Raw genomic sequence first — 20,554 nt, 5'->3', positions numbered from 1 at the left:
TGCGTTTGTTTTGTTAGGTTTGAAAGTCAATATTTTGTTACAATTTATACCTATTTTATAGAAAAATAGTATACTATTTAAAGATTTATTTATTATGATATATTTGTTTTAGATCAATTTTTTTTATTCTCTACCAATTTTATTTTTTAATATTACTGACGAGTGATATAATAAAAATCCATTAAGTGCTATTTATTTTTATTGAAATAATAGACAAGCACTATCATTATATTGAAAGTTTTTAATGTTATAATTCTTTAAAATTAATTACATTTTAAATTATTTATAAAAGCTCTATTATATAATTTTTTAAATGAATTTGTTTCGTAATATTTCTTATAATAATAAATTTAACAAATTCTTATTATTTTTATCATTTATTGTTTTTTATCTTTACATGTAATACATAATGTGTTATTTGTTAATAACAAAATTACATATAATATTTTATTTATGTGTAATTATATAAATGATTAAATAGATTAAATATAAGTTTTGGTTTTTATATATGTGAATATTCTTTCATTTTTTCAGTGAAGAAAAAGAGGAGCAAAGAAAGCTATGTTTAAAATATTTAAAAATCGTGTATGTTCATTTACTTTTACACTATTTATTCTTTTTTTTGTACAAACTATAGAGGGAAATGCAAGTTTTGTAAAAAATCAATTTCAAGAGGGAGGAATTGTTTCTACATTAGAAAAAAGTGCGGTTGTTAAAGCGGTAGATAGGGTTGTTATCCATAACATTGAAGGACAAAATGAAGTTGCTTTAGGGAAACCTGAAAAAGCTGCTGCCTTTTCAGGTTCAGCCTTTTGGGGGGGGATAGGTATTTTATCACTTCTTGCTTCTTTATGTATTGGGGATGTATTAGGTGCTGTTGTATCTCTTTTTGGAATATTCATTACACTTTAGTAGAAAGCTCATCGACAGAGTCGAGGATTTTTTGTTCACTTCATTATTTAAAAAAATAAATATTTTATTATTTATACTATACTAGATAATAAAATCACTACTCTTAATATTAAATGTAGCTTTTATTAACATTATTAAAGTTCAAGATCCTACATTTATGTTTTTTTTACAAATTAGTGTAACCTAATTTTTTTACAGTTTATGGTTATTTTCTAGTAATAAGGATAGTATACTTACTATCTTTATCAGTCTTTTAATATTGTCTACCTTTTCTCATATGAAGATTATTCATCAAAGGTATATTTTATCCTTTTTAAATTTTTTTATCTTTCATAAGGGGATAAAATAAAAAAGTATCCCTGTATTCATGGCTCTCACGCAATAAGAAAAATGAGAAATTATTATTTATCATTTCAAATTTGTTGATGTTAAATCCATAAAAAATATTTTTTATGTATAACAAGTTGTGTTCGTGTATGGACAAAATTATTAAAGAAAAAAAGAGTAAGAATTCTTCTCATGAATTATCTCTAAGGTTCAAGGGCTGTTGTAATATTGGCAAATAAATGATGATGCTGGTTTGTATCTTCATAGAGTAAAGATAGTGATACACAATGAATCTTATGCCATCTCATGGGGTGGTTTATATTGTCGCATTTACAGGACATATTGTGAGAGGGAAGTGGTGATGTGCATCGTTGGAAAATGCTTTTATTAAAATATAAACCTGTATTTGCGATAGAGGTGTATTCTGGGTTATTCTGTTGCTTAAGGGAAGGATACTGTTAAGTAAGGTAATTCAGGAGCATTTATAGCTTAGTGGAAGAAGGGTAATGAAGTAAAAGGTCTTGTTTAGCACGAAGACGTGCAATCCATTGATCTTCACGAATGGCTGTATTATGTACTGTAATGAGTTCGTTTTTTTTAATTGCAGCTGTTACTGTTGCTTTTTCCAAAAGACCACAAGGAATGGCGTGGTGAGCGCGTGCTTCTGCGATGTTCATTATCCAAGCACGATAAGTATAAAGACCGATAAAGTCTAGCTGATCACCTGGATGTAAATCTTTTTTAGCAACAGCACAGACTTCTACTACGGGATGGCTAAGAGGGACCATATCTTTTTTTCCATAAAGCATAATACGTGCGCAGGTAAGGGGAACTTCCATTGCTGTTAAATGATAGGGGCGATGAAAGGTGAAGTAAGGCCCCTGACCAATTTTTAAATCTTCCATACGCTCGCGTAAACGTGGGTGTGCTATTTCTGCAATCACAAAAACACCTGGTGAAACACCTTGACCTATTGAATAATCTACAACACCATATCGCTGTAAAATGCCTCCATCTTGCTTTGGAATAAGCACTTTATTTAAATCTTGTAGCGCTGCTCGTGGTCCATGCATTCCTGGGCAATCGGGGAGAAGGCCGGTGGCATTGGCAATGGCTGCCATTTCAACCATCGTTTTGGAACCATCAATAAATTCAACCAACATGCGTACATTCATATTACGCTGGAATGCTTCTTCTTCGTAAGCATCAGGTGTAGCATCAAAGCGCAGAGGATTATTTTTTCCTTTACCTGCTGCAACAATCTTATGTCCAAGAGCTGAAACAAATTCTATGAGTTCCATACAAGAAGTTGGTTCATCGCCGGCACCAAGTGTATAAATGAGCCCTCGTTTTTCTGCTTCATGTTTGAGATAAGCGCCAATTGTAACATCTGCTTCAACATTCATCATGACAAGATGTTTGTTATTCTCAAGCGCTTTGATACCAATTTCTGCTCCTGCTTCGGGATAGCCTGTTGCATCAATGATAATATCAATTTGTTCATGGCGCAAAACAAGGTCAATATCATCTGTCGCTGCAATCAAACCATTTTCAATGCTTTGCGTGAGAGCATGAGCATTTTCAATTTCACAGACATGTCCATCTTCGCCATAGGCTAGTGTAGCGGCATCAAAAATACGTGATGGTGTCCTCGTGGCTACAGCAGCGACTGTTATACCATCCATATGCGCAATACTTGATAATAAATCTGTCCCCATTTCACCGCAACCAATCAGTCCAATACGGATGGGGGGATGGTTTTCTGCACGTTGTTTCAAATCATGCGCTAAACCTGTTAGGTTCACATTGCTTGCCATTCTTTTTTCCTATTTGAAAACTATTCTGCTAAAGAACTTTTCTCATTCATAAGGTGCATTTGTTTTTAAGACAATTAATCTTTTATTCTTGATGCTCTAATCAATGGATTTTATAAAAGCAAGAGGGGGGCTTTTATCGAATAAAATAGGAATAGCGTTATGCAGCAAAAAATAGCAGTACAAGATATCACCAGTTTTATTGGGAAGGAAGTAGGATTATCGGAGTGGCGTCTTGTTACACAGGATATGATTAATCAGTTTGCATGCGCTACAGATGATCATCAATGGATACACGTTGATGAGGAAAAGGCTAAGCAAACACCGTTTGGTGGCACGATTGCTCATGGTTTTTTAACATTATCGCTTTTGTCTACGCTCGCTTATGAGACTCTTCCTGAGTTGGAAGGGACCACAATGGGGATTAATTATGGTTTCGATAAAGTACGCTTCATGAGTCCTGTGAAAACAGGGGTACGGATACGTGCGCGTTTTGTGTTAGACGACGCAGAAATTCGCCCTTCTGGTCGAGTGGTTTTCCATTATGGGGTTACGGTGGAAATTGAAAAATTAAAAAAACCAGCTCTTACCGCTCAATGGCTTATCGTTGCTGTTGTGGAAGAAAAACCTTCCAATATCTAGATTATTTGAGTGCTTTATTTTACAAAATTTTTATACAACTCTATTAGAAGTTTCTTCAATGATGATATTGAGAATAATCTATAGGATAATAGATATGATCGAGCTATCATAGCGTTGATAGCCATAGCAGGTTACTATCTTTCCTAGATCGTTTTGAAGAGGAGTTTTCTAATGAAGATAGTGCATTGCTTCGCGCTTTTATTTATAGCGTTCTTTATGGGATCATACCCATCACGTAAAACAGAACGCTTCAAATGGAATATACTTACGTTGCCAATTCACAGGCTTATTTTAAAGCAATGTCTCTCAACGCTCGTCACACCCATTTCGCAATGGCGCCTGTGAATAGTATAACGATAAAGCCATTGAGCACCCTCATATTTTTATGCTTGTGAAGAAGAAAACCGATACTATTATCATATTATATGCTAGCCGCCAATGTTAAGACAGGTCTTGGCGCTGGAGATAATTCATAAGAGGCATGCCTTCCTTTCTTGTATGTTTTTACTCACACGGCTCTTCCCGCTTGTAACGTGCAAGAGAGAGGTTTTGGTTGATTCTATATGGAACAAATTGGGAATGAGAGGATCTTACGGTATTCAGAGTTCTCGTTCAATATGAATAACACCATATTATCATTATAAATTCAATGTGTTATCTACGGTTTGGAGAGGTTGTGGTCAATGTCTTAATTTAAAGAGAGTCTCACATACTATGAGATCTCTTATTTTATCCCCTTTTATATTAAAGCCATTAAAACTATTTTCTTTCATGTTACAAACGGATGGGGAGAGATAAAAACTATTTAAGGAAAAAGTTCCTAATCTCTTATGAGCGTTTTCGATAGGCAAGGGTTGGTACACTTGGAAAGTGGCAAAGAGGATGATGGTATTGGTATGTGAAATTTTAAGTCTTTTAATGTTTCGTTTTATCAAGTTTTTGTACGATTTTATCAGAAGTCCATTGGGTTGTAATATTGAGCACGATCAAAAGGATGATGACGATGGTCATGATGAAGGTATTGTAGCGTTGGTAGCCATAGCGGATTGCCATATCCCCTAAACCGCCTCCACCAAGATATCCAGCAAGTGAGGTGGCTCCTATAAGAGAAATGACCATGACTGTAAAACCTGTAATCAGGCTAGGGAGAGCTTCAGGAATAAGAACATGTCTGATAATTTGAAGACGACTTGCACCCATCGAGCGGATCGCTTCAATGAGACCGTTTTCAACGGTTTTAAAAGAGAGTTCCGCCATGCGAGCATAAAAAGGGATAGCTGAAATGGTCAGTATAAAAATTACAGCAGGCATTCCTATCCCTCTTCCTACAACGATACGCGTTATGGGCAGAAGATAAAATGCAAGAATAATAAAGGGAATGGCACGAATACTGTCAATGATCATGCTTAAAGGGCGATTGATGAGAGATGAGGAAAAAATCCCTCCGCGTGCTGTTGTGTGAAGAAGAAGACCAAGGGGAAGCCCTATAATAAATGCCATAACAGAAGCACTAAGTGTCATCAATATTGTATCAATAACAGCTTGGGGAAGTTCATGAGACAGAACATTAAACATAGCCTAAGACCTCACAATATCGTCCTTTTTTCGTTAACCATTGAACAGCTTTTTCTAAAGCTTCTTTATCTTCTCCAGGAAGAGCCAAGAAGAGTCGCCCGATGGTTTCATCTTGAACTGTATCAATGCCACCATGCAAAATACGTGCTTTTAAACCACTCTCATTTTCTAGAAGATGAAGAAAAGGCTGCTGGGCAATTTCACCGGCAATATTAATTTCAATGACAGCTTCTCGTCCGATTGGTTTGAGATTTTTCGCAAATTTTTCAGGAAGTTGCGGGGTTACAAGCTTGAGCATGGCTATGGTTGTATCGTCTTGCGGTGATGTAAAGATGTCTTTCACACGTCCTTCTTCTACAATGTTCCCCTGATTAAGAACAACAACGCGATGCGCTATGGTGCGCACAACTTCCATTTCATGTGTGATGAGCACAATCGTGAGATTGAGGTGTTTATTAATATCAGCAAGGAGCTCTAGAATAGATTGTGTTGTTTCAGGGTCAAGAGCAGAGGTGGCTTCATCTGATAACAATATTTTAGGATTAGCAGCAAGAGCACGAGCAATGCCAACGCGTTGTTTTTGCCCCCCAGATAATTGTGCCGGATAGCAATATTCTTTCCCAAATAACCCAACCAATTCAATCAGTTCAAGGGCACGTTTGTGGCGTTGTTTTTTATTTACACCACTTAATTTAAGCGGCAATGCAATGTTATCAAGAATATTTTGCGATGAGAGAAGATTGAAATGTTGAAAAATCATCCCAATTCGTTGACGGTAAGGCGCCCATTCTATCTCTGATAGATTGGAAATATCAACACCTTCAAAAAAAATGGCCCCTGCATCAATCTTCTCTAACCCATTTAAACAGCGGATAAGTGTTGATTTTCCTGCTCCACTGCGCCCAATAATGCCAAGGATTTCACCAGCATGGATATTTAAAGAGAGATTATTAATTACCGGAACACCAGCCGTTTTGTTAAAACAACGGCTGATGTTTTTTAAGGAGATAAGAGTAGGTTTTTCCATTCACAATTACTCGGACATTTGGCACAATTACTCAGATACTTGGCACAATTACTCAGATATTTGGCACAATTACCAAGATGTTTGGGCGGTTTTGCCAAAAATCTCTTTGATTTTTGTACGGATAAGATCGTTGTTGTAAGCGGCAACTAATTTTTTAACCCATGGTTCATCTTTTTCGCTCGTGCGTACAACGATGATATTATCATAAGGATTATTTTTGGCGCTCTCCCATGCAACCACATCTTTTTCAAAACTTAATCCAGAAACAATAGCCCAGTTTGTGTTTATAATTGCAAGATCAAAATCGTCAATAGCTCGCCCTAACATACCGGCATCGAGCTCACGAATTTGCAGATTTTTAGGATTTTCAATAATATCAAGTGGAGATGCAAGAATATTATGAGGATCTTTTAACTTAATGAGACCTAAAGAATTAAGAAGAAGTAAGGCTCTTCCACCATTAGATGGGTCGTTCGGAATACCAACATGAGCACCATCACGAAGATCTTTTAAGTCTTTTATTTTGTGTGAATAAACACCGATTGGAGCAATAAATGTATAGCCGACAATTGAAAGTTTATAGCCACGTTGTTTCATTTGTTCATTAAGATAAGGGGCGTGCTGAAAAGCATTCGCATCGATCTCTCCTGCGTTAACAGCATCATTAGGCAAAGCGTAATCAGAAAAATAAACGAGTTCAATATCTAAACCGGCTTTTTTAGCCTGTTCCGCAGCAGTTTTCCAAATAATCGCATCCCGCCCTTCCATAATACCAAGTTTGATCTTTGTTTTGTCTGCGGCCATGGAAAAAGCAGTAGACAAAAAAAGTGCAAAGAGAGAGAGGAATAATCCTATAATCCGACTACGAAAAATTTTTTTTAATGTCATATGCTTTTAACTTTCTTTTTCGAGAAATTTTTTGAGGGAAGTTTCAATATACTCTGTATCTTTTTAGGCAGATTTAAAGTTATACAAGCTTTAGAGAATATTCAATCACTTTTATTTTTAAAAGAGTATTATTTTTCCTTCTATTTTAGTTGTTTTGGGGGCTGATCATCTTTTGTTCATAGAAATTCTCTGAAATTCAAATAATTAATTCTTTTATTGCAATCATTTGTTGAGGGAACCAATGCCCCTTTAAAAACTTCTGTAAGGGACAATTGGTTGAAGAACTGGACAATCAGATGATGTTTTAGCCGTAAATTCATGAAGAACATACTGCGCAATCAAGATCAAAAGGCCGTGTTCGTGTAGGCGATAAAGAGAGGTTTTGTTGCAATGTTGTGGGATTTTTTGGGGAAAAAGGTTGCTGATCATTGGATTTAAACGCGGCAAATTTTTGCAAAGGCGAATTTTTGTCCTTCATATGTTTTAGAGAGGAAGAAAAATAATGTTAAGAAAGAAATTTTTATCAACAATGATGACTTTATGGGCTTTAGGAGCGTCAGGGGTGGCTGTGACTGCTTTTCACGCGGAAGCTGGAACCATTACAGGAACAGTTGCTCGTGTTGCATCAGGTCAGGTATCTTTACGCACAGGCCCTGCGACAGCTTATAAAGTTATCGCAATGGTTCCAATGGGAGCAAAAGTGCAAATTTATGGCTGCCTATCCAATAAAACTTGGTGTTCTCTTGGTTATCATGGAAAAGTTGGTTGGGCATCTGCACGTTACGTCAATGTTAACGATGTTCCTACCATTGCTTTTAAAAAGATGCCAGCAAAATCAAAATCCATGGTAAAATCACCAAAAGAAAAAGTGAAACAGGTTGTTTCTGATTTTAAAGCTCTTCCGGCGATTCAAAAAACACGCAAAAACATGCAAAAATTCTATAGAACAGATATGATTATCGATTCCACCGGGGTAAAAAAAAGAGATGAGCGGACAATTTTAAATCCGTCGCCAAAAGCGCAAGGAGTTTCTGTAAAGCGCGTGAATGCTTATAATCCCTCCTTTCCGGATGATGTCAATTACAAAAACTTTGAACGCAATGAAACGCGTTACCGTGTCGTGACTTATCCTGCTCGATAAGGGTAAAGTTAATTTTACAACCGGAATGACAAAAAGGATCAGCAGCATGAAGCAAACAATGCTTATGCTGCTGCTCTTGCTGTTTCGTAAAGCGGCATTAAGGTGGATATTAGTGAAAGCTCCTTCAAAAGTGCGATTGTGTTCAGATCGGTGCAGGGAAAGAGCTTCATTCTTTAAGGCAGAGAGAGCTAAGAATATTCAGGGTGGAATTTGCCAGTGCTTTGAAATAATAACCTTTTAAGATGGTGTTAGAGGGAAGCTGTTAAAAAAGCCGGACTTTTTAACAGACCGGCTTTGTATAAGGTTCCTTGTCCTGTCGGACAGGAAGATGATTAATTTATCGACTTTGGCTTGATCAAATTACGAGAAATGAGCAATTCAGCAATTTGAACGGCATTCAATGCTGCTCCTTTTCTTAAATTATCGGCAACAACCCAGAAAGCTAAACCATTTTCAACGGTGATATCTTCACGAATACGGCTAATAAAGGTGTCATCTTCTCCCGTACATTCATAAGGGGTGGTATAGCCACCATCTTCGTGTTTATCGATAAGCTGACAGCCGGGTGCATCGCGTAGGAGCGCTTGTGCTTCAGATGCGCTTAGTGGTTTTTCAAATTCAACATGGACAGCTTCGGCATGACCGATAAAGACAGGAACCCGAACAGCAGTGGCTGTTAATTTAATTTTCGGATCGAGAATTTTTTTTGTTTCCACGGTCATTTTCCATTCTTCTTTTGTATAACCATCTTCCATGAAAACATCGATATGAGGAATGACATTAAAGGCAATGCGTTTAGTGAATTTTTTTGATGTAATTGGATCTGCAACAAAAACTGCACGTGATTGTTCGAAAAGTTCGTCCATTCCTTCTTTACCAGCTCCAGAAACAGACTGATATGTAGAGACAACAACACGTTTAATGATTGCAGCATCATGGAGAGGTTTTAAAGCTAAGACCAGTTGAATTGTTGAACAATTAGGATTTGCTATAATATTACGCTTAGAAAAGGCATTTATAGCTTCGCCATTGACTTCAGGGACTATCAACGGAACATTGGTATCATAGCGCCACGTGGAGGAATTATCGATGACGACACAGCCGGTAGCAGCGATTTTAGGGGCGTATTCTTTGGAAATGCTCCCTCCTGCAGACATAAGACAAAAATCTGTGTCTGAAAAATCGTAAGTATCCAGTGCTTTTACTTTTAAAGTTTTATCTCCATAAGAAACTTCTTGTCCTAATGAGCGTCGTGATGCGAGAGGGACAATTTCATGCGCAGGAAAACCACGCTCTTCTAAAATTGTAAGCATTTCACGACCAACATTGCCGGTTGCGCCAACAATTGCAATTTTAAAACTCATTTTCTATACTCCTCATGTCTCTCCACGTTTATTCCCCGTGCTATACTCAGGAGAGAGTGAGTTGGTCAAGGAACATCGTTAAATTATATTTTTGATTTTCAACAACTCAATTTTGTGCATACAAATTATAACTGTCAGCACAATAAATTGTTTTATTTCAAATAATATTGTTTTTTTTAATCTTTCAGCATTGAAAAAATTGAATATTTTACGCTAAGTCATCATGCTCTTTAAAGAGCACTTTAATTAAGTGAATTTTTTATCTTCTGTCAATTGTTTCTCTTCACTCTTTTGAGTTTTTTAGGAGGGTATTAGGTATTGCGTTGGTGGATTCTTTTATACTTTATCTGTTAAGTGGTCAATTATTTTACCTCCTCTCTACGCTTTTAAAGACGAAGATTTCTTTCCGGTTTGTAAATGTCCAGATTTTATCGGCTTCTACTTAGAAATAATGTATTGATTTATAATGATAATCTAACTCTATTTATATTGGATAAGAGTCTCTACTATTATCAAATTCTTTTATTTGGAATTTGTCCTATGTTGAAATAATCAAAATCAATTGTTTGTACATCACAAGCAGAGTTGGTGTGTGGGTAAAAACTGTATAAGAAAGAAGGAAAAATGCTTCTCATAAACTGTCTCAAGTGCTTAAGGGTTTGTGTTGCAACATTGGGAGCTAGCAAAGTGTGTGATGATGCCGGTTTGCTTCTTTACGAGCGTAAAGATGGTGGTGCTCAATAGATTTTTTATTATTTCATGGGGACTTTATCGTTATACCATTCACGAGCAACATGTTTAAAATACCCCTAGATGAATAAAAACGACAAGCTGTATCATCTTTTGTATGCCATATCGTGAACCAGAATATTTATCTGTTTGTGTGCTCTTCAAAACGGAAATACTGCTTTATCTTAGAAGAATATAAAAGGAAAAACCAAACTCTTCTCTATCACCCAATTCAGTTATACGACTTTCAAAAGCGTCCATGATCATGTCTTTTAAATCATATCTTTCAAATAATAGAAATTACGCATTGCTGTACGCTTTTTTCTCACATTCTTCAATAGCGGGCAGATCTCTCTAGATCGCTCTAAATGAAATATACTTGTGTTGCTGATTTACGTGCTTGTTTTAAAGAAACATCTGGCTCCCAAACCCATGATGCCACCCGTGAATGGTATAAAGTAAGCTCCGTTGAGCGTTATCATCTTTATGTTTAATAGAAGAGCAATCCGGTATCATCCGTTATATCGACGAGCCTTCAATGTTTTACAGCTCTTGGTTATTTGAGAGCATTCATTAAGTGGGATTCTTTTTTAACGCGTTTTTATTCATATGGGCTCTTTCCTCTTTTGACATGTAAGAGTCATGCTTTTGTTTGATTCAAGATAAACAGATTTGAAATGAGAAAATCCTACAGTATTAGGGTTTCTTATTCACCGTGCAAAATAATTTATTATTATTAATCAATATGTTGTAATTAACTATAGATTATGGCTTACGGTTTTTTATAGAATGCTTTGCCGCCTTTGGAAAGATATTATCATAAAAAACACAATAAAGTCAATATGTTGAGCGTAATTATTTTATATGAATCCACTCAAGAATCCATCCTTTTATGCATGATTCATTTGACTATTTTTTATATAAGATTGGCATGTATGAATAGACCATAAAAAGCAGTTATCATTCATAACAGTTCATAAATCTTATGATACGTTTTTATCACAGCAGAAATCGCATTGTTTAAAAATTTAGTTGTTTGAAATCATCGATAACATAAATCGCTTACGTTTAAAGATCACATCTTGTTTTAAAGATTGGATTGTTAATCGCATAAAATAACAAATTAACGTTCGCCAAAATTGGCGAGCGCAAAATCTAAAGAGTGTTATAGCAATATTAGATCATTCTATAAGAGGGTAATCGTTCGAAACTGTTATAAGGTAAATTGTATCAAAAGATACGCATTTATAGAAAATACAGATCATATAATTTTCCCCAAAATTGGGGAAAACCTTTAAAATGGCATTAAAGAAATTAACTGTTTGAAGCAGTCATAAGCTTATAGGTTTAATTCATAAAGATTGCATAAAAGGATTTAAAGACAAGATTGATTTTATAACCACGGTATTTTTTTACCGAGGTAGGAAATAAATAGATAATGAAATTCAAAGCGTTATATCTTATGAAATCAAAAGCCTTTTAATGAATAGATTGCAGGCTAGTTTTTAAGAACGGAACTATTCGCTTCCACAAAAAATGGAAGCAAATAATGCCATGGCAGTAGAATTACTATCTACTTTAGACTTGATACTAAGAAACGTTTTAAAAGTTATAGTTTAAAAATTCGAAACCAAATGGGGTTCCCTCAATTTGAGGGCATCTATTTTAGACAAAGATAAGCAAGTAAAATTCAAAACCATTGTAACATGCATAAGGCATGAGATTTTTCTAAATTTTTAGAAAAAAGCTATAATGTTAAAGAATGCTCTATTCTAAAGTTAACGCTTCCAAAATTGGATTGGTTGATTTTACTAGCCAAATATAGAGCGATTAATTTGCAAAGAAGTTTTGTTAAAAATACGTTTATTATGAGAGCCTCTCTAAGTGAACGTTTGAAACGGATGTTTATAACAGTTTTTAAAGCCTTGCATTTGATAAAAGCGGTTGTTTGTTGTCTTTATGAGAGTTTGTTTTAAAAGCCAACGTTTGCAACTGTAAAAAACGGGTTTTGTTAAATCTATCAAGCGTTTTGATTTGTTTGATAGGTTTGATTTTAGACAATGCGTTATTTGAATTCACTCAACTCAATTTTAAAGTCAGTATATTGAAACATTTTAAAAGAAGCATTTTGATCATGTGCTTTATTTCAAATGCCCCCCTCACAAAGGAGGAGTTATGATTAATATGTTTGAGAGAAATGAAAAGCGTTTATAGGCTTTCTCATTCAAATGAGTGATTAAAGATCATACGCATTATTTACATTCCTTTTGATAAGTTTTCATATCTCTAATAGAGCGCTTGCAATATGATACGTTTTGTATATATGCATTCATTGCTCCATTGTGGATGATTATTTTTCTATCATTATAATCGTTATTTGAAAGCCGCGTCATATCACTTGACACGGCTTTTTTTGCATTCTTCTATAATGCGTTTATAGCCATCAAGAAGGCACCCCCATGTCTATTTTTATTCTGTTTCATCAACAATCTTGACAAGGTTATCGCTTTCATAAACCTCATAATTTATAGGAACTTCCTTTACTTTGCTTTTCTTGGTTAATTTCGCATTGCCATAAGCACGTCCCCAGACCTTAGTATAGAATAAAACCTTGGCATTGCCAAAAACAGAGCCATAAATTTCAGCACAACCGCCCACCAAAGCACCGCCATAGACCTTGCCATGTATTTTTGCATGACCATTAATAAAGGCATAATTATAAACCTTGGCATAGCTATGAATACGGGCAGAGCCAGCAACAATGGCACGACCATAGACCCTTGCATAACTAAAAACCGTAGCATCATAAGAAACATGAGCATAATCATAAATATGAGCATCAGCAAGAACGCGGGCAGCACCACTCACATGAGCATACCCATAAACATTGCCATAAACATGAGCATTGCCATAGACACAAGTATGGTCATAAATTTTTGCGTATTGAGAGATGAAAGCCTTGCCATAGATTTCACAATTCCCATAGACTTGACCACAAACTTGAGAAAAATGCCGTATTTTTGCATTTTCAGAAACGACGGCATAGCCATAGACACAAGCTTTATCATAAACCCAGCAATTGCCATCATGGGATAGATTAGCTTCCTTTTCAATAAAGCCCCTTAAATCCCCAGCCTTAACATCATCGAAATCTTTTAAAGCTTTAATGCGATAAAGATTTATAATATTTCGAGTAAGAGCATGTTTGATTTTTTTGATTTCACTGGTTAATTCGTATTTTTTGCACATAGGAGTACCCTCACAATCTAATGTGATAAACGTTTTCTAAAATTTGAAATGGGAAATTTGGTTGGAAAGCAGGCACCCCCGCCGCGCCCGCATTTTATTTACGTTACATTAGGTGAGACCCATACAATTTCTAACTCGCCATAAGGAGAGAGACGTTCAGTATAGGTTTTAACCTTAGTAGACCCGCCGACATTTTCACGAATAACAGCAATGCCATGGATATGAGCATTTTCATAAACATGCACGTCATTTGCTATACGCGCGTTTTCATAAACCCTAGCATTGTCATAAACATAGGCATTATCATAAATAATAGCCTTGCCATACACATGAGCATTGCCATAGACACGGGAATTATCAGAAACAACGGCATTGCCATAAACATGCGCATTATCATAAATATAGCCAGCAGCGATAGCATTATCATAAACCCAGCAATTACCATCATGCGATAAGTTATTTTCATTTTCAATAAAGCCGCCTAAAGCCCCAGTTTTGACATCATCAAAGTCTCTTAAAGCTTTAATGCGATAAAGAGTTTTATTATTAAATACACGCGTTTCATTTGTGAGTGCAAACTTTTTTTGCATAGCACAATTCCTTTATAAAAAGATTTAAATTTTAAAATGAGATGTTTTAAAGAGGGGCGCCCCCGCCGCGCCCGCGCGTTATTTACGCAGCATCATTTTCATATTCGCTGTCATTATCATCGTCATAATACCACTCACAATCAGCATAATATTCATGACGGTAATAATCATCTTCACTACCAAATTCTGGATATGCATCATCAAAATCTCTTAAAGCTCTAATACGCGTTAAGAAATAACCATCGATATATTCACCATCATCAACAAATTCATATTTTTTTGCAGGCTCTTGTTTATTAACAGATGCAGTTTCATTTGCAATGTTAGAGAGAACGGGGGTGTTGTTTGATATATTTGTCATATTTAAAACCTTGATGTTAATATTGTTTTGAATTGACACCCTATAAGGGCGTCGGGCGCTCAAAACACGGCATCAAGTCCGTTGCTACGCTTTTCTCATAAGAGTATTGTATAGCGTAACTACACCCGACATAATCATTATATGCTAATGACAGCATAAAAGAAAGTCAGTATTTTAAAGAGATGGGAGAGGTTGTTTCGTAACCTACCCGCTTGATGTTTAGTGTTTTGATCACTTGATTATTTATATAACAAAATACGTATTTATTGTCAAATAATATTTTATCTTTTTTGATATTTTTTAAATTGCATTATGTATTAATGTTATCATGTTCTTATGAAGAGCTTCTTTTATATTTATATGCTTTTAAAGCTATATTATGGGCGTTCTTAAACGATTGCGCTGTTTTTTGAATCTATACATTTATAATATTTAGAAACGCTCTCATAATGCGTTTTTTTATCTTTATAATCTATCAATTTTTTTACTAAATGAATTTAAAATTTTTTGTGAATTTTGTTTATAACGCATTTATCATTTAAACTGTCTTAATAAGCACCGCGCTCTTATAACCAATGCATTCATTTGCATTTTTGCTTTATTCAAACAAAGCTACTGTTTTTACGCATTCTTTATAACTGTTATATGCTATAGCTATGGCATCATTTTCATAAGAGAAACGATAAATAGGATTGTAATTTAGAGACTGTTATGAAAAAACCTAATAAAAATATCTAAAAAGAGATTGATAATTATAGAGATTAAAAAAATCCCTTTTAATAAGGCTTTTGTCAGTTTTGTCAGTTCCTTTTAGACCCTCTATTATTTTTTTTATGAGTAAAAATTAAAAACATTATATTTCAATAGGTTAATATCTTTAAAACATAACGTATATCAAGAGTACAATCTTGAAAGGTAACCAATGATGTAAATTGAATAAAACCTGTCAGTTATGTGTCAGTAAAGTGAACTGACAAAATAGACCATTTTAGTGAGTCATTAAAACCTTTCAAAAGATAGCTTGTAATTCATAAGAAATGCTATCAAGATCATTATGGTTGTGAGTTTTGAAGATTTTGAGCATTTTGAGAGTTCCTTTTACCCCCCTTTATATATTTTTTTCAATCGAAAAATAAAAGTTATTATATTTCAATATATTAGCATTTTAGAGATACAACCTATATTAAAACACAACCTATAAATACAGCCCACGGTATATTTTTGAAGGTATTTTGAGAGTTTGAGAAACCTTCAAAACCTATAAGTAATATAAAAAATGAATATACATAATTCTCTTTAAACAAAGCTTTTGAAAAGCATAAAGCTATCATTTTAGATTACGGTATAATCTCTTAAAGCAATCCAAATAAGAGTATTTAAAAGTGCAAATGATTTCTTTTTAGAATAACGCATATTAGGATTGTATCTAATCAACTTAACAAAAGAGGTATAGATTATGGTTATAAGCTCTATACCCCTTATGAGTTATCATACCCATTATGTGAGCATGCTTTATAAGTTATTCAATTTCTCTTATTTCCAATTTTGGTAAGTTTTTTACGATTTTCATTGTTTCTAAACTTACGGTAATAACCCTTTGAAATAACTCCAATGGGTAGGCAGGGTTGCCAACGGTTTCAACAGCATAGCGATTGGCATCATTGACAATGCCGCTCTTTTTATCAGTCTTAACGCATTGACGCCCCATAACCCATTCAAGAGCGGGTCTACCATTGACGATATACTCATAAGCTTCAAGAGGGATATCTGTTATTATGATATTGTTGTTATAAATAACCGTCGATTTATCCTTTTCCTTACTATTCCCAGCGAATTTCATTTCAGTTACATAATAAAACTTTTCGGGATTAGAGATCTCTGTTTGTTTTGGATTACCCTTTTTAAAGGTCACTGGATAAGGCTCTACATCTTCATAATTTACGTGCAAATGACCGAGTTCACGTCCTGCTGTTACAAACTTCCAAAAATCATCGGCACTCTTTACACAAGGGATACGAGGCAATTCTTTGCATAAATTATGTGCATAACGTGTACGATAATCTTTTGAATGGAAAATCCCATAAACGTAATAGAATAAATCATCTTTCGTGATTTTTTTATTAGGATAAGCCGCTTTAAAATGCGCTAATCCCTCATCAGTAATGGCATCACGGCGTTGTAAACCAGCTGTTGTGTTTTCTTCTATAGAATGCGTAAATAAATGGGTTTGTTTTTCACTTTTACTTTTTGAAACCGTAGTATCTTTGTAAATATAAAGTGGAAAACATTGGTTACCACCATCCATCATATTAAGATTAGGCAAATCCTTAGCCATAAATACAGAAAAACCACTCCTTGCTCCTATGCCTGTAATTTGTATCACTCTATTTTCGACCGCTTGTCCTATCGGGAATATACGCGGCATTTGATAGACTGCTTCATTAAAGACGCTATTGTAATAAAGCCATTGTTTTGTAAAAGGGCGATAAAGGCTTTGAGTAAGGCATGTAGCTTCAAATTCTGAAAATTTGCCTCTTAATAATTCTCCTTTAAGAGTACTGCTCCAACTAATTTTTTTACTATCTGAATTTACGAAATTATCTACAGCCTTTTTACGTGTGTTACGGTCAGCATGTGGATAGATCTCATTAAAACATTTCACTTCGCTGTTATAAAAGGTAATCATATTACCCATATTCTTTGCTAAAATTTCACGGCTTGAGTTATACGCCCAAGCATCACGATTGGTTGAAACACCAAGAGAATAAGTTTCAAAGAGTTTTTTATCATGCCCCTTTTTGATACCCATAGCTAAGAATGTTTTGAAACTTTTATCACGTTGATGTATCCAATCACCATGCTTATCTGGTGTAATTATTTTCCAACCTTGTTTACTTCGTGTAATGCCACCAACACTACCAAAGTCTTGAATCATTCCAAGTTTTTTTTCGGTGGAAAGATTATCTCCAATGTCATGATAGTAAATTTTACACTCTCCAGAAACATTGGGATTTTTGATAAATAGCGTTACCGCAATACCAGTCATACTACCACTACCAAAAATATTCTCTCCTTCTTGAGAAGCTCCATTGCTTAATATATTTTTGCGGATATCCCCCCGTAAATTAAGCACATAAATACTCGTAAACTCTTTGGCTAAAGATTTTCGTAAACCATCCATTGTTGGCTTTTCTACATAATTAGAACCAGAAACAAAGCCGATTACTCCAGCATTACCAATACGGTCACTAGCCCAGCGAATGGCACGAATATAACTATCATATAACTTTTGCGTACTAGTTGCTTTCGATTGAGCTATATAAGTCTCACGAATGCGGTCATTTAATATCGGATAGGGTGTATTTTTTGCATTATCATTCTCATTTTTTTGTCCTACCGAATAAGGAGGATTGCCAAAGATAACTTTGATATTTAGATTCTTTTGATGTTCTAAATATTCACTGTTTTCTTTGAGTATACCGTCTATCAAGTTTTTTTCTTTAAGTGTCTGAAACGTATCAGCCAAACCAATATGCTTAAAGGGAATGTAATCTCCTTTCATAAGACTATGATACGTCGATTCAATGTTAATCGCTGCTATGTAATAGGCAAGTAAGACAATCTCATTAGCATGGATATCGTAACGGTATTTATATTCCATATCCTCTGGTTTGATCAGTTTTGATTGTAAAAGCCTTGTGATAAAGGTACCCGTTCCCGTGAAAGGGTCAAGAATAGACACACCACGGGATCCCAAGCTTGTTCCAAATTCATTACGCAACACATCATCAACAGAATGAATGATAAAATCAACAACCTCAACGGGCGTATAAACAATCCCAAGCTTATCCGTGGTTTTCTTAAATGCCTTGGCAAAAAAACTTTCATAAAGTTTGATAATAAGATTCTGTTTGGCATGAGTTTCCGTAATGCCTGCTGTACAGAACATGACACTTTTGTAAAATTTATCAAGATCTTTCGTTTTCTCTTCGATATTGGTTTTATCCAGTTCCGTTAAGATCTTGTCCATTGCTTGTGAAATGGCATTGTTCTGTACAAATTCATTACCGTCAAATAAAGCTTCAAACACGGGACGCGTGACAAGATGTTGTGCTAACATCTCAATGGCTTCCTCTTGCTTTATTTCACTGTTGACGTTGTTCTTTAATTCCTTATGAAAAGCATCAAAGGCGTGAAAGGCTTCACTCTTTTCATCGGAAATCATATCTTTAAGATGATTGATATGGTTTTGAGCAATCTCAGCAACATTGTTTGCCCATATGCCCCAATAATCGGTGATTTTAAAACTATCCAGAAAAATGGCTTTGACAAAATCAAAAAATTCAGAACGGTGGAATAAGTCTCCTTGTCCTCCAGATACCGATTGAGATTTGCTTTCTGCTGTTCCAATCGTGCGTCCAGAAACTTCTGCTTTTGATTGGATTGAGATCTCATCAACCGTTGTGGTGAGTTCTTTTAATTCATCGGCTCGTTTAATCTCTATAATCTCAATCGTATGGCTGCTATCTTGTCCTAAAGACATCTGATTAATCGTCCGAGCAAGTCTCTCATCATGAGAATGTAAAGCATGTAAAACTTGCCAAACAACACGGTATCTCTTATTGTTTTTTAAAGCCTTTTTGGCTTCTAAGTGTGAAGGAATGATAATGGGTAAAATGATATAGCCCGTTTTCTTCTTTGGAGCACGGCGCATCACACGCCCTACCGCCTGTATCACATCTACTTGGCTATTACGCGGGTGTAAAAACATGATGGCATCAAGAGCAGGGACATCAATCCCTTCAGACAGACACCGAACATTGCTTAAGATCCGACAAACATTTTGACCCGCATCTTCTTTAAGCCAATCCAATTCCTCATTGCGTTTTTTGACGCTTTGCGTTCCGTCAATATGTCTTACTTCACAGTTTAGAAAGGGAACGGTTTGAAGGAAATCATCAATATGAGATTTGATAATTTTATTGAAGAGCTTTGTGATATATTGAGAGGTGTTGATATCTTTGCAAAAAGCTAAAGCACATTGCATGGGCTCTGTATCATCATCAACAACAGCAGCTTGCTTATCTATTTTGGTAAGGGCTCTATAACAGCCAATAATTTTTGCCGCATCATCTAAATCAATTTCATGGTTTTCATTGGCAATAATCTCCTGTATGGCTGGTGTGATATAGGTTTCATTAATACCCAAGACCACAATCTTGTAAGGAGTTAACAGTTCATTATCGACAGCTTCCGCGAAGGTATAATGATGAAGTTGTTTTCCATAAAGGGTTTCATCATCCATAGATGCCAAAACAGCATTAATCTCATCCGCCCGCCTTTTAGCAGTGTCACTAAAGATACGAGGCGTTGCTGTCATATACAGACGTTTTTTGCCCCGAATGATGCTGTTATCATGAACCTTGATAAAATCAGATTCATTGTCGTCAGTTCCCAATGAAGCACTAGTGGTTCTATGGGCTTCATCACAGATGATCAAATCAAATTCGGGTAAACCATACTTTTTTTGTGCATCCGAAATCACTTGAATTGAATGATAAGTTGAAAAGACCACGGTCATCGCATCTGCTAGGTTTTCGCAAGCTTCTTTGGCAAGGGCTTTTGCATCCGTGGTAGCAGGGAGAACAAGATCTGATGTTTCCATACCAACAATATCATCTTGGTTTTTACGACGCTTGCCTACTTTTGTATCAGAACAAACCGCAAAGGAACGCAACGGGATTTGTGCATCGGCTGTCCATTCACGGATTGTTTGTGAGACTAAAGCCAGAGAAGGAACCAGAAACAACACACGCTTGCCTTTCCCAGCAAGGGTTTCTGCTATCTTAAGACTTGTGAAAGTCTTCCCCGTTCCACATGCCATAATGAGTTTGCCACGGTCTGCTTCTTGTAAACCTTCACAGACTTTCTTGAT

Annotated in this window: 13 protein-coding genes; 4 read left to right on the top strand and 9 right to left on the bottom strand. The window is 35.5% G+C overall.

Annotated features, from left to right (window positions below):
* Nucleotides 1–561: 561 nt before the first annotated feature.
* Nucleotides 562–912: a hypothetical protein gene (locus tag ACFIMW_RS07735; protein ID WP_375607363.1), complete on the top strand. Its 351-nt coding sequence runs from the start codon at nucleotides 562–564 to the stop codon at nucleotides 910–912.
* Nucleotides 913–1,721: 809 nt separating this feature from the next.
* On the opposite strand, the gene ACFIMW_RS07730 is transcribed toward ACFIMW_RS07735, so the two are convergent.
* Entirely contained in the window at nucleotides 1,722–3,056 is a 1,335-nt protein-coding gene (locus ACFIMW_RS07730; protein WP_375608716.1) for an NAD(P)H-dependent oxidoreductase, read from the bottom strand.
* A 159-nt stretch (nucleotides 3,057–3,215) separates the two neighbouring features.
* On the opposite strand from ACFIMW_RS07730, the gene ACFIMW_RS07725 reads away from it, so the two are divergent.
* The gene (locus tag ACFIMW_RS07725) at nucleotides 3,216–3,695 is read left to right on the top strand and encodes a MaoC family dehydratase (RefSeq protein ID WP_375607361.1); all 480 of its coding nucleotides are present in this window, start codon (nucleotides 3,216–3,218) and stop codon (nucleotides 3,693–3,695) included.
* 915 nt (nucleotides 3,696–4,610) lie between these two features.
* On the opposite strand, the gene ACFIMW_RS07720 is transcribed toward ACFIMW_RS07725, so the two are convergent.
* From ACFIMW_RS07720 to ACFIMW_RS07710, 3 genes are all read right to left on the bottom strand, one after another.
* The gene (locus ACFIMW_RS07720) at nucleotides 4,611–5,270 is read right to left on the bottom strand and encodes a methionine ABC transporter permease (RefSeq protein ID WP_375607360.1); all 660 of its coding nucleotides are present in this window, start codon (nucleotides 5,268–5,270) and stop codon (nucleotides 4,611–4,613) included.
* Nucleotides 5,263–6,297 (bottom strand): methionine ABC transporter ATP-binding protein, encoded by a 1,035-nt coding sequence (locus ACFIMW_RS07715; RefSeq protein WP_375607359.1) that lies wholly within the window; start codon nucleotides 6,295–6,297, stop codon nucleotides 5,263–5,265. Before ACFIMW_RS07715 ends, ACFIMW_RS07720 begins: the two co-directional genes overlap by 8 nt.
* A 69-nt stretch (nucleotides 6,298–6,366) precedes the next feature.
* A complete protein-coding gene (locus ACFIMW_RS07710; RefSeq protein WP_375608717.1) occupies nucleotides 6,367–7,185 on the bottom strand; it encodes a MetQ/NlpA family ABC transporter substrate-binding protein in 819 nt (272 codons plus the stop codon).
* 502 nt (nucleotides 7,186–7,687) lie between these two features.
* Here ACFIMW_RS07710 and ACFIMW_RS07705 point away from each other — a divergent pair.
* Complete coding sequence (locus ACFIMW_RS07705) at nucleotides 7,688–8,326, top strand: SH3 domain-containing protein (protein ID WP_375608718.1); 639 nt, start codon at nucleotides 7,688–7,690, stop codon at nucleotides 8,324–8,326.
* Between the two features lie 332 nt (nucleotides 8,327–8,658).
* Here the strand turns inward: ACFIMW_RS07705 and ACFIMW_RS07700 are convergent, their stop codons facing one another.
* Nucleotides 8,659–9,690 (bottom strand): aspartate-semialdehyde dehydrogenase, encoded by a 1,032-nt coding sequence (locus ACFIMW_RS07700; protein WP_375608719.1) that lies wholly within the window; start codon nucleotides 9,688–9,690, stop codon nucleotides 8,659–8,661.
* A gap of 1,097 nt (nucleotides 9,691–10,787) precedes the next feature.
* Between ACFIMW_RS07700 and ACFIMW_RS07695 the strand changes: the two genes are divergently transcribed.
* Nucleotides 10,788–10,913: a hypothetical protein gene (locus ACFIMW_RS07695; RefSeq protein WP_375608720.1), complete on the top strand. Its 126-nt coding sequence runs from the start codon at nucleotides 10,788–10,790 to the stop codon at nucleotides 10,911–10,913.
* A 1,975-nt stretch (nucleotides 10,914–12,888) separates the two neighbouring features.
* Here ACFIMW_RS07695 and ACFIMW_RS07690 read toward each other — a convergent pair.
* From ACFIMW_RS07690 to ACFIMW_RS07675, 4 genes are all read right to left on the bottom strand, one after another.
* Nucleotides 12,889–13,668 (bottom strand): hypothetical protein, encoded by a 780-nt coding sequence (locus tag ACFIMW_RS07690; protein ID WP_375608721.1) that lies wholly within the window; start codon nucleotides 13,666–13,668, stop codon nucleotides 12,889–12,891.
* 98 nt (nucleotides 13,669–13,766) lie between these two features.
* Complete coding sequence (locus ACFIMW_RS07685; protein WP_375608722.1) at nucleotides 13,767–14,258, bottom strand: hypothetical protein; 492 nt, start codon at nucleotides 14,256–14,258, stop codon at nucleotides 13,767–13,769.
* Nucleotides 14,259–14,340: 82 nt separating this feature from the next.
* On the bottom strand, nucleotides 14,341–14,619 hold the full coding sequence (locus ACFIMW_RS07680) for a hypothetical protein (RefSeq protein ID WP_375608723.1): 279 nt from the start codon (nucleotides 14,617–14,619) through the stop codon (nucleotides 14,341–14,343).
* A 1,519-nt stretch (nucleotides 14,620–16,138) separates the two neighbouring features.
* A partial coding sequence (locus ACFIMW_RS07675; RefSeq protein WP_375608724.1) for a type ISP restriction/modification enzyme occupies nucleotides 16,139–20,554 on the bottom strand: 4,416 nt, incomplete at its 5' end.

Origin of the sequence: Bartonella sp. AC329YNZD (assembly GCF_042196685.1) — a bacterium.
In the GTDB taxonomy this organism is placed as follows: domain Bacteria; phylum Pseudomonadota; class Alphaproteobacteria; order Rhizobiales; family Rhizobiaceae; genus Bartonella.
This window is presented reverse-complemented; position numbering and strand designations above follow the sequence as displayed.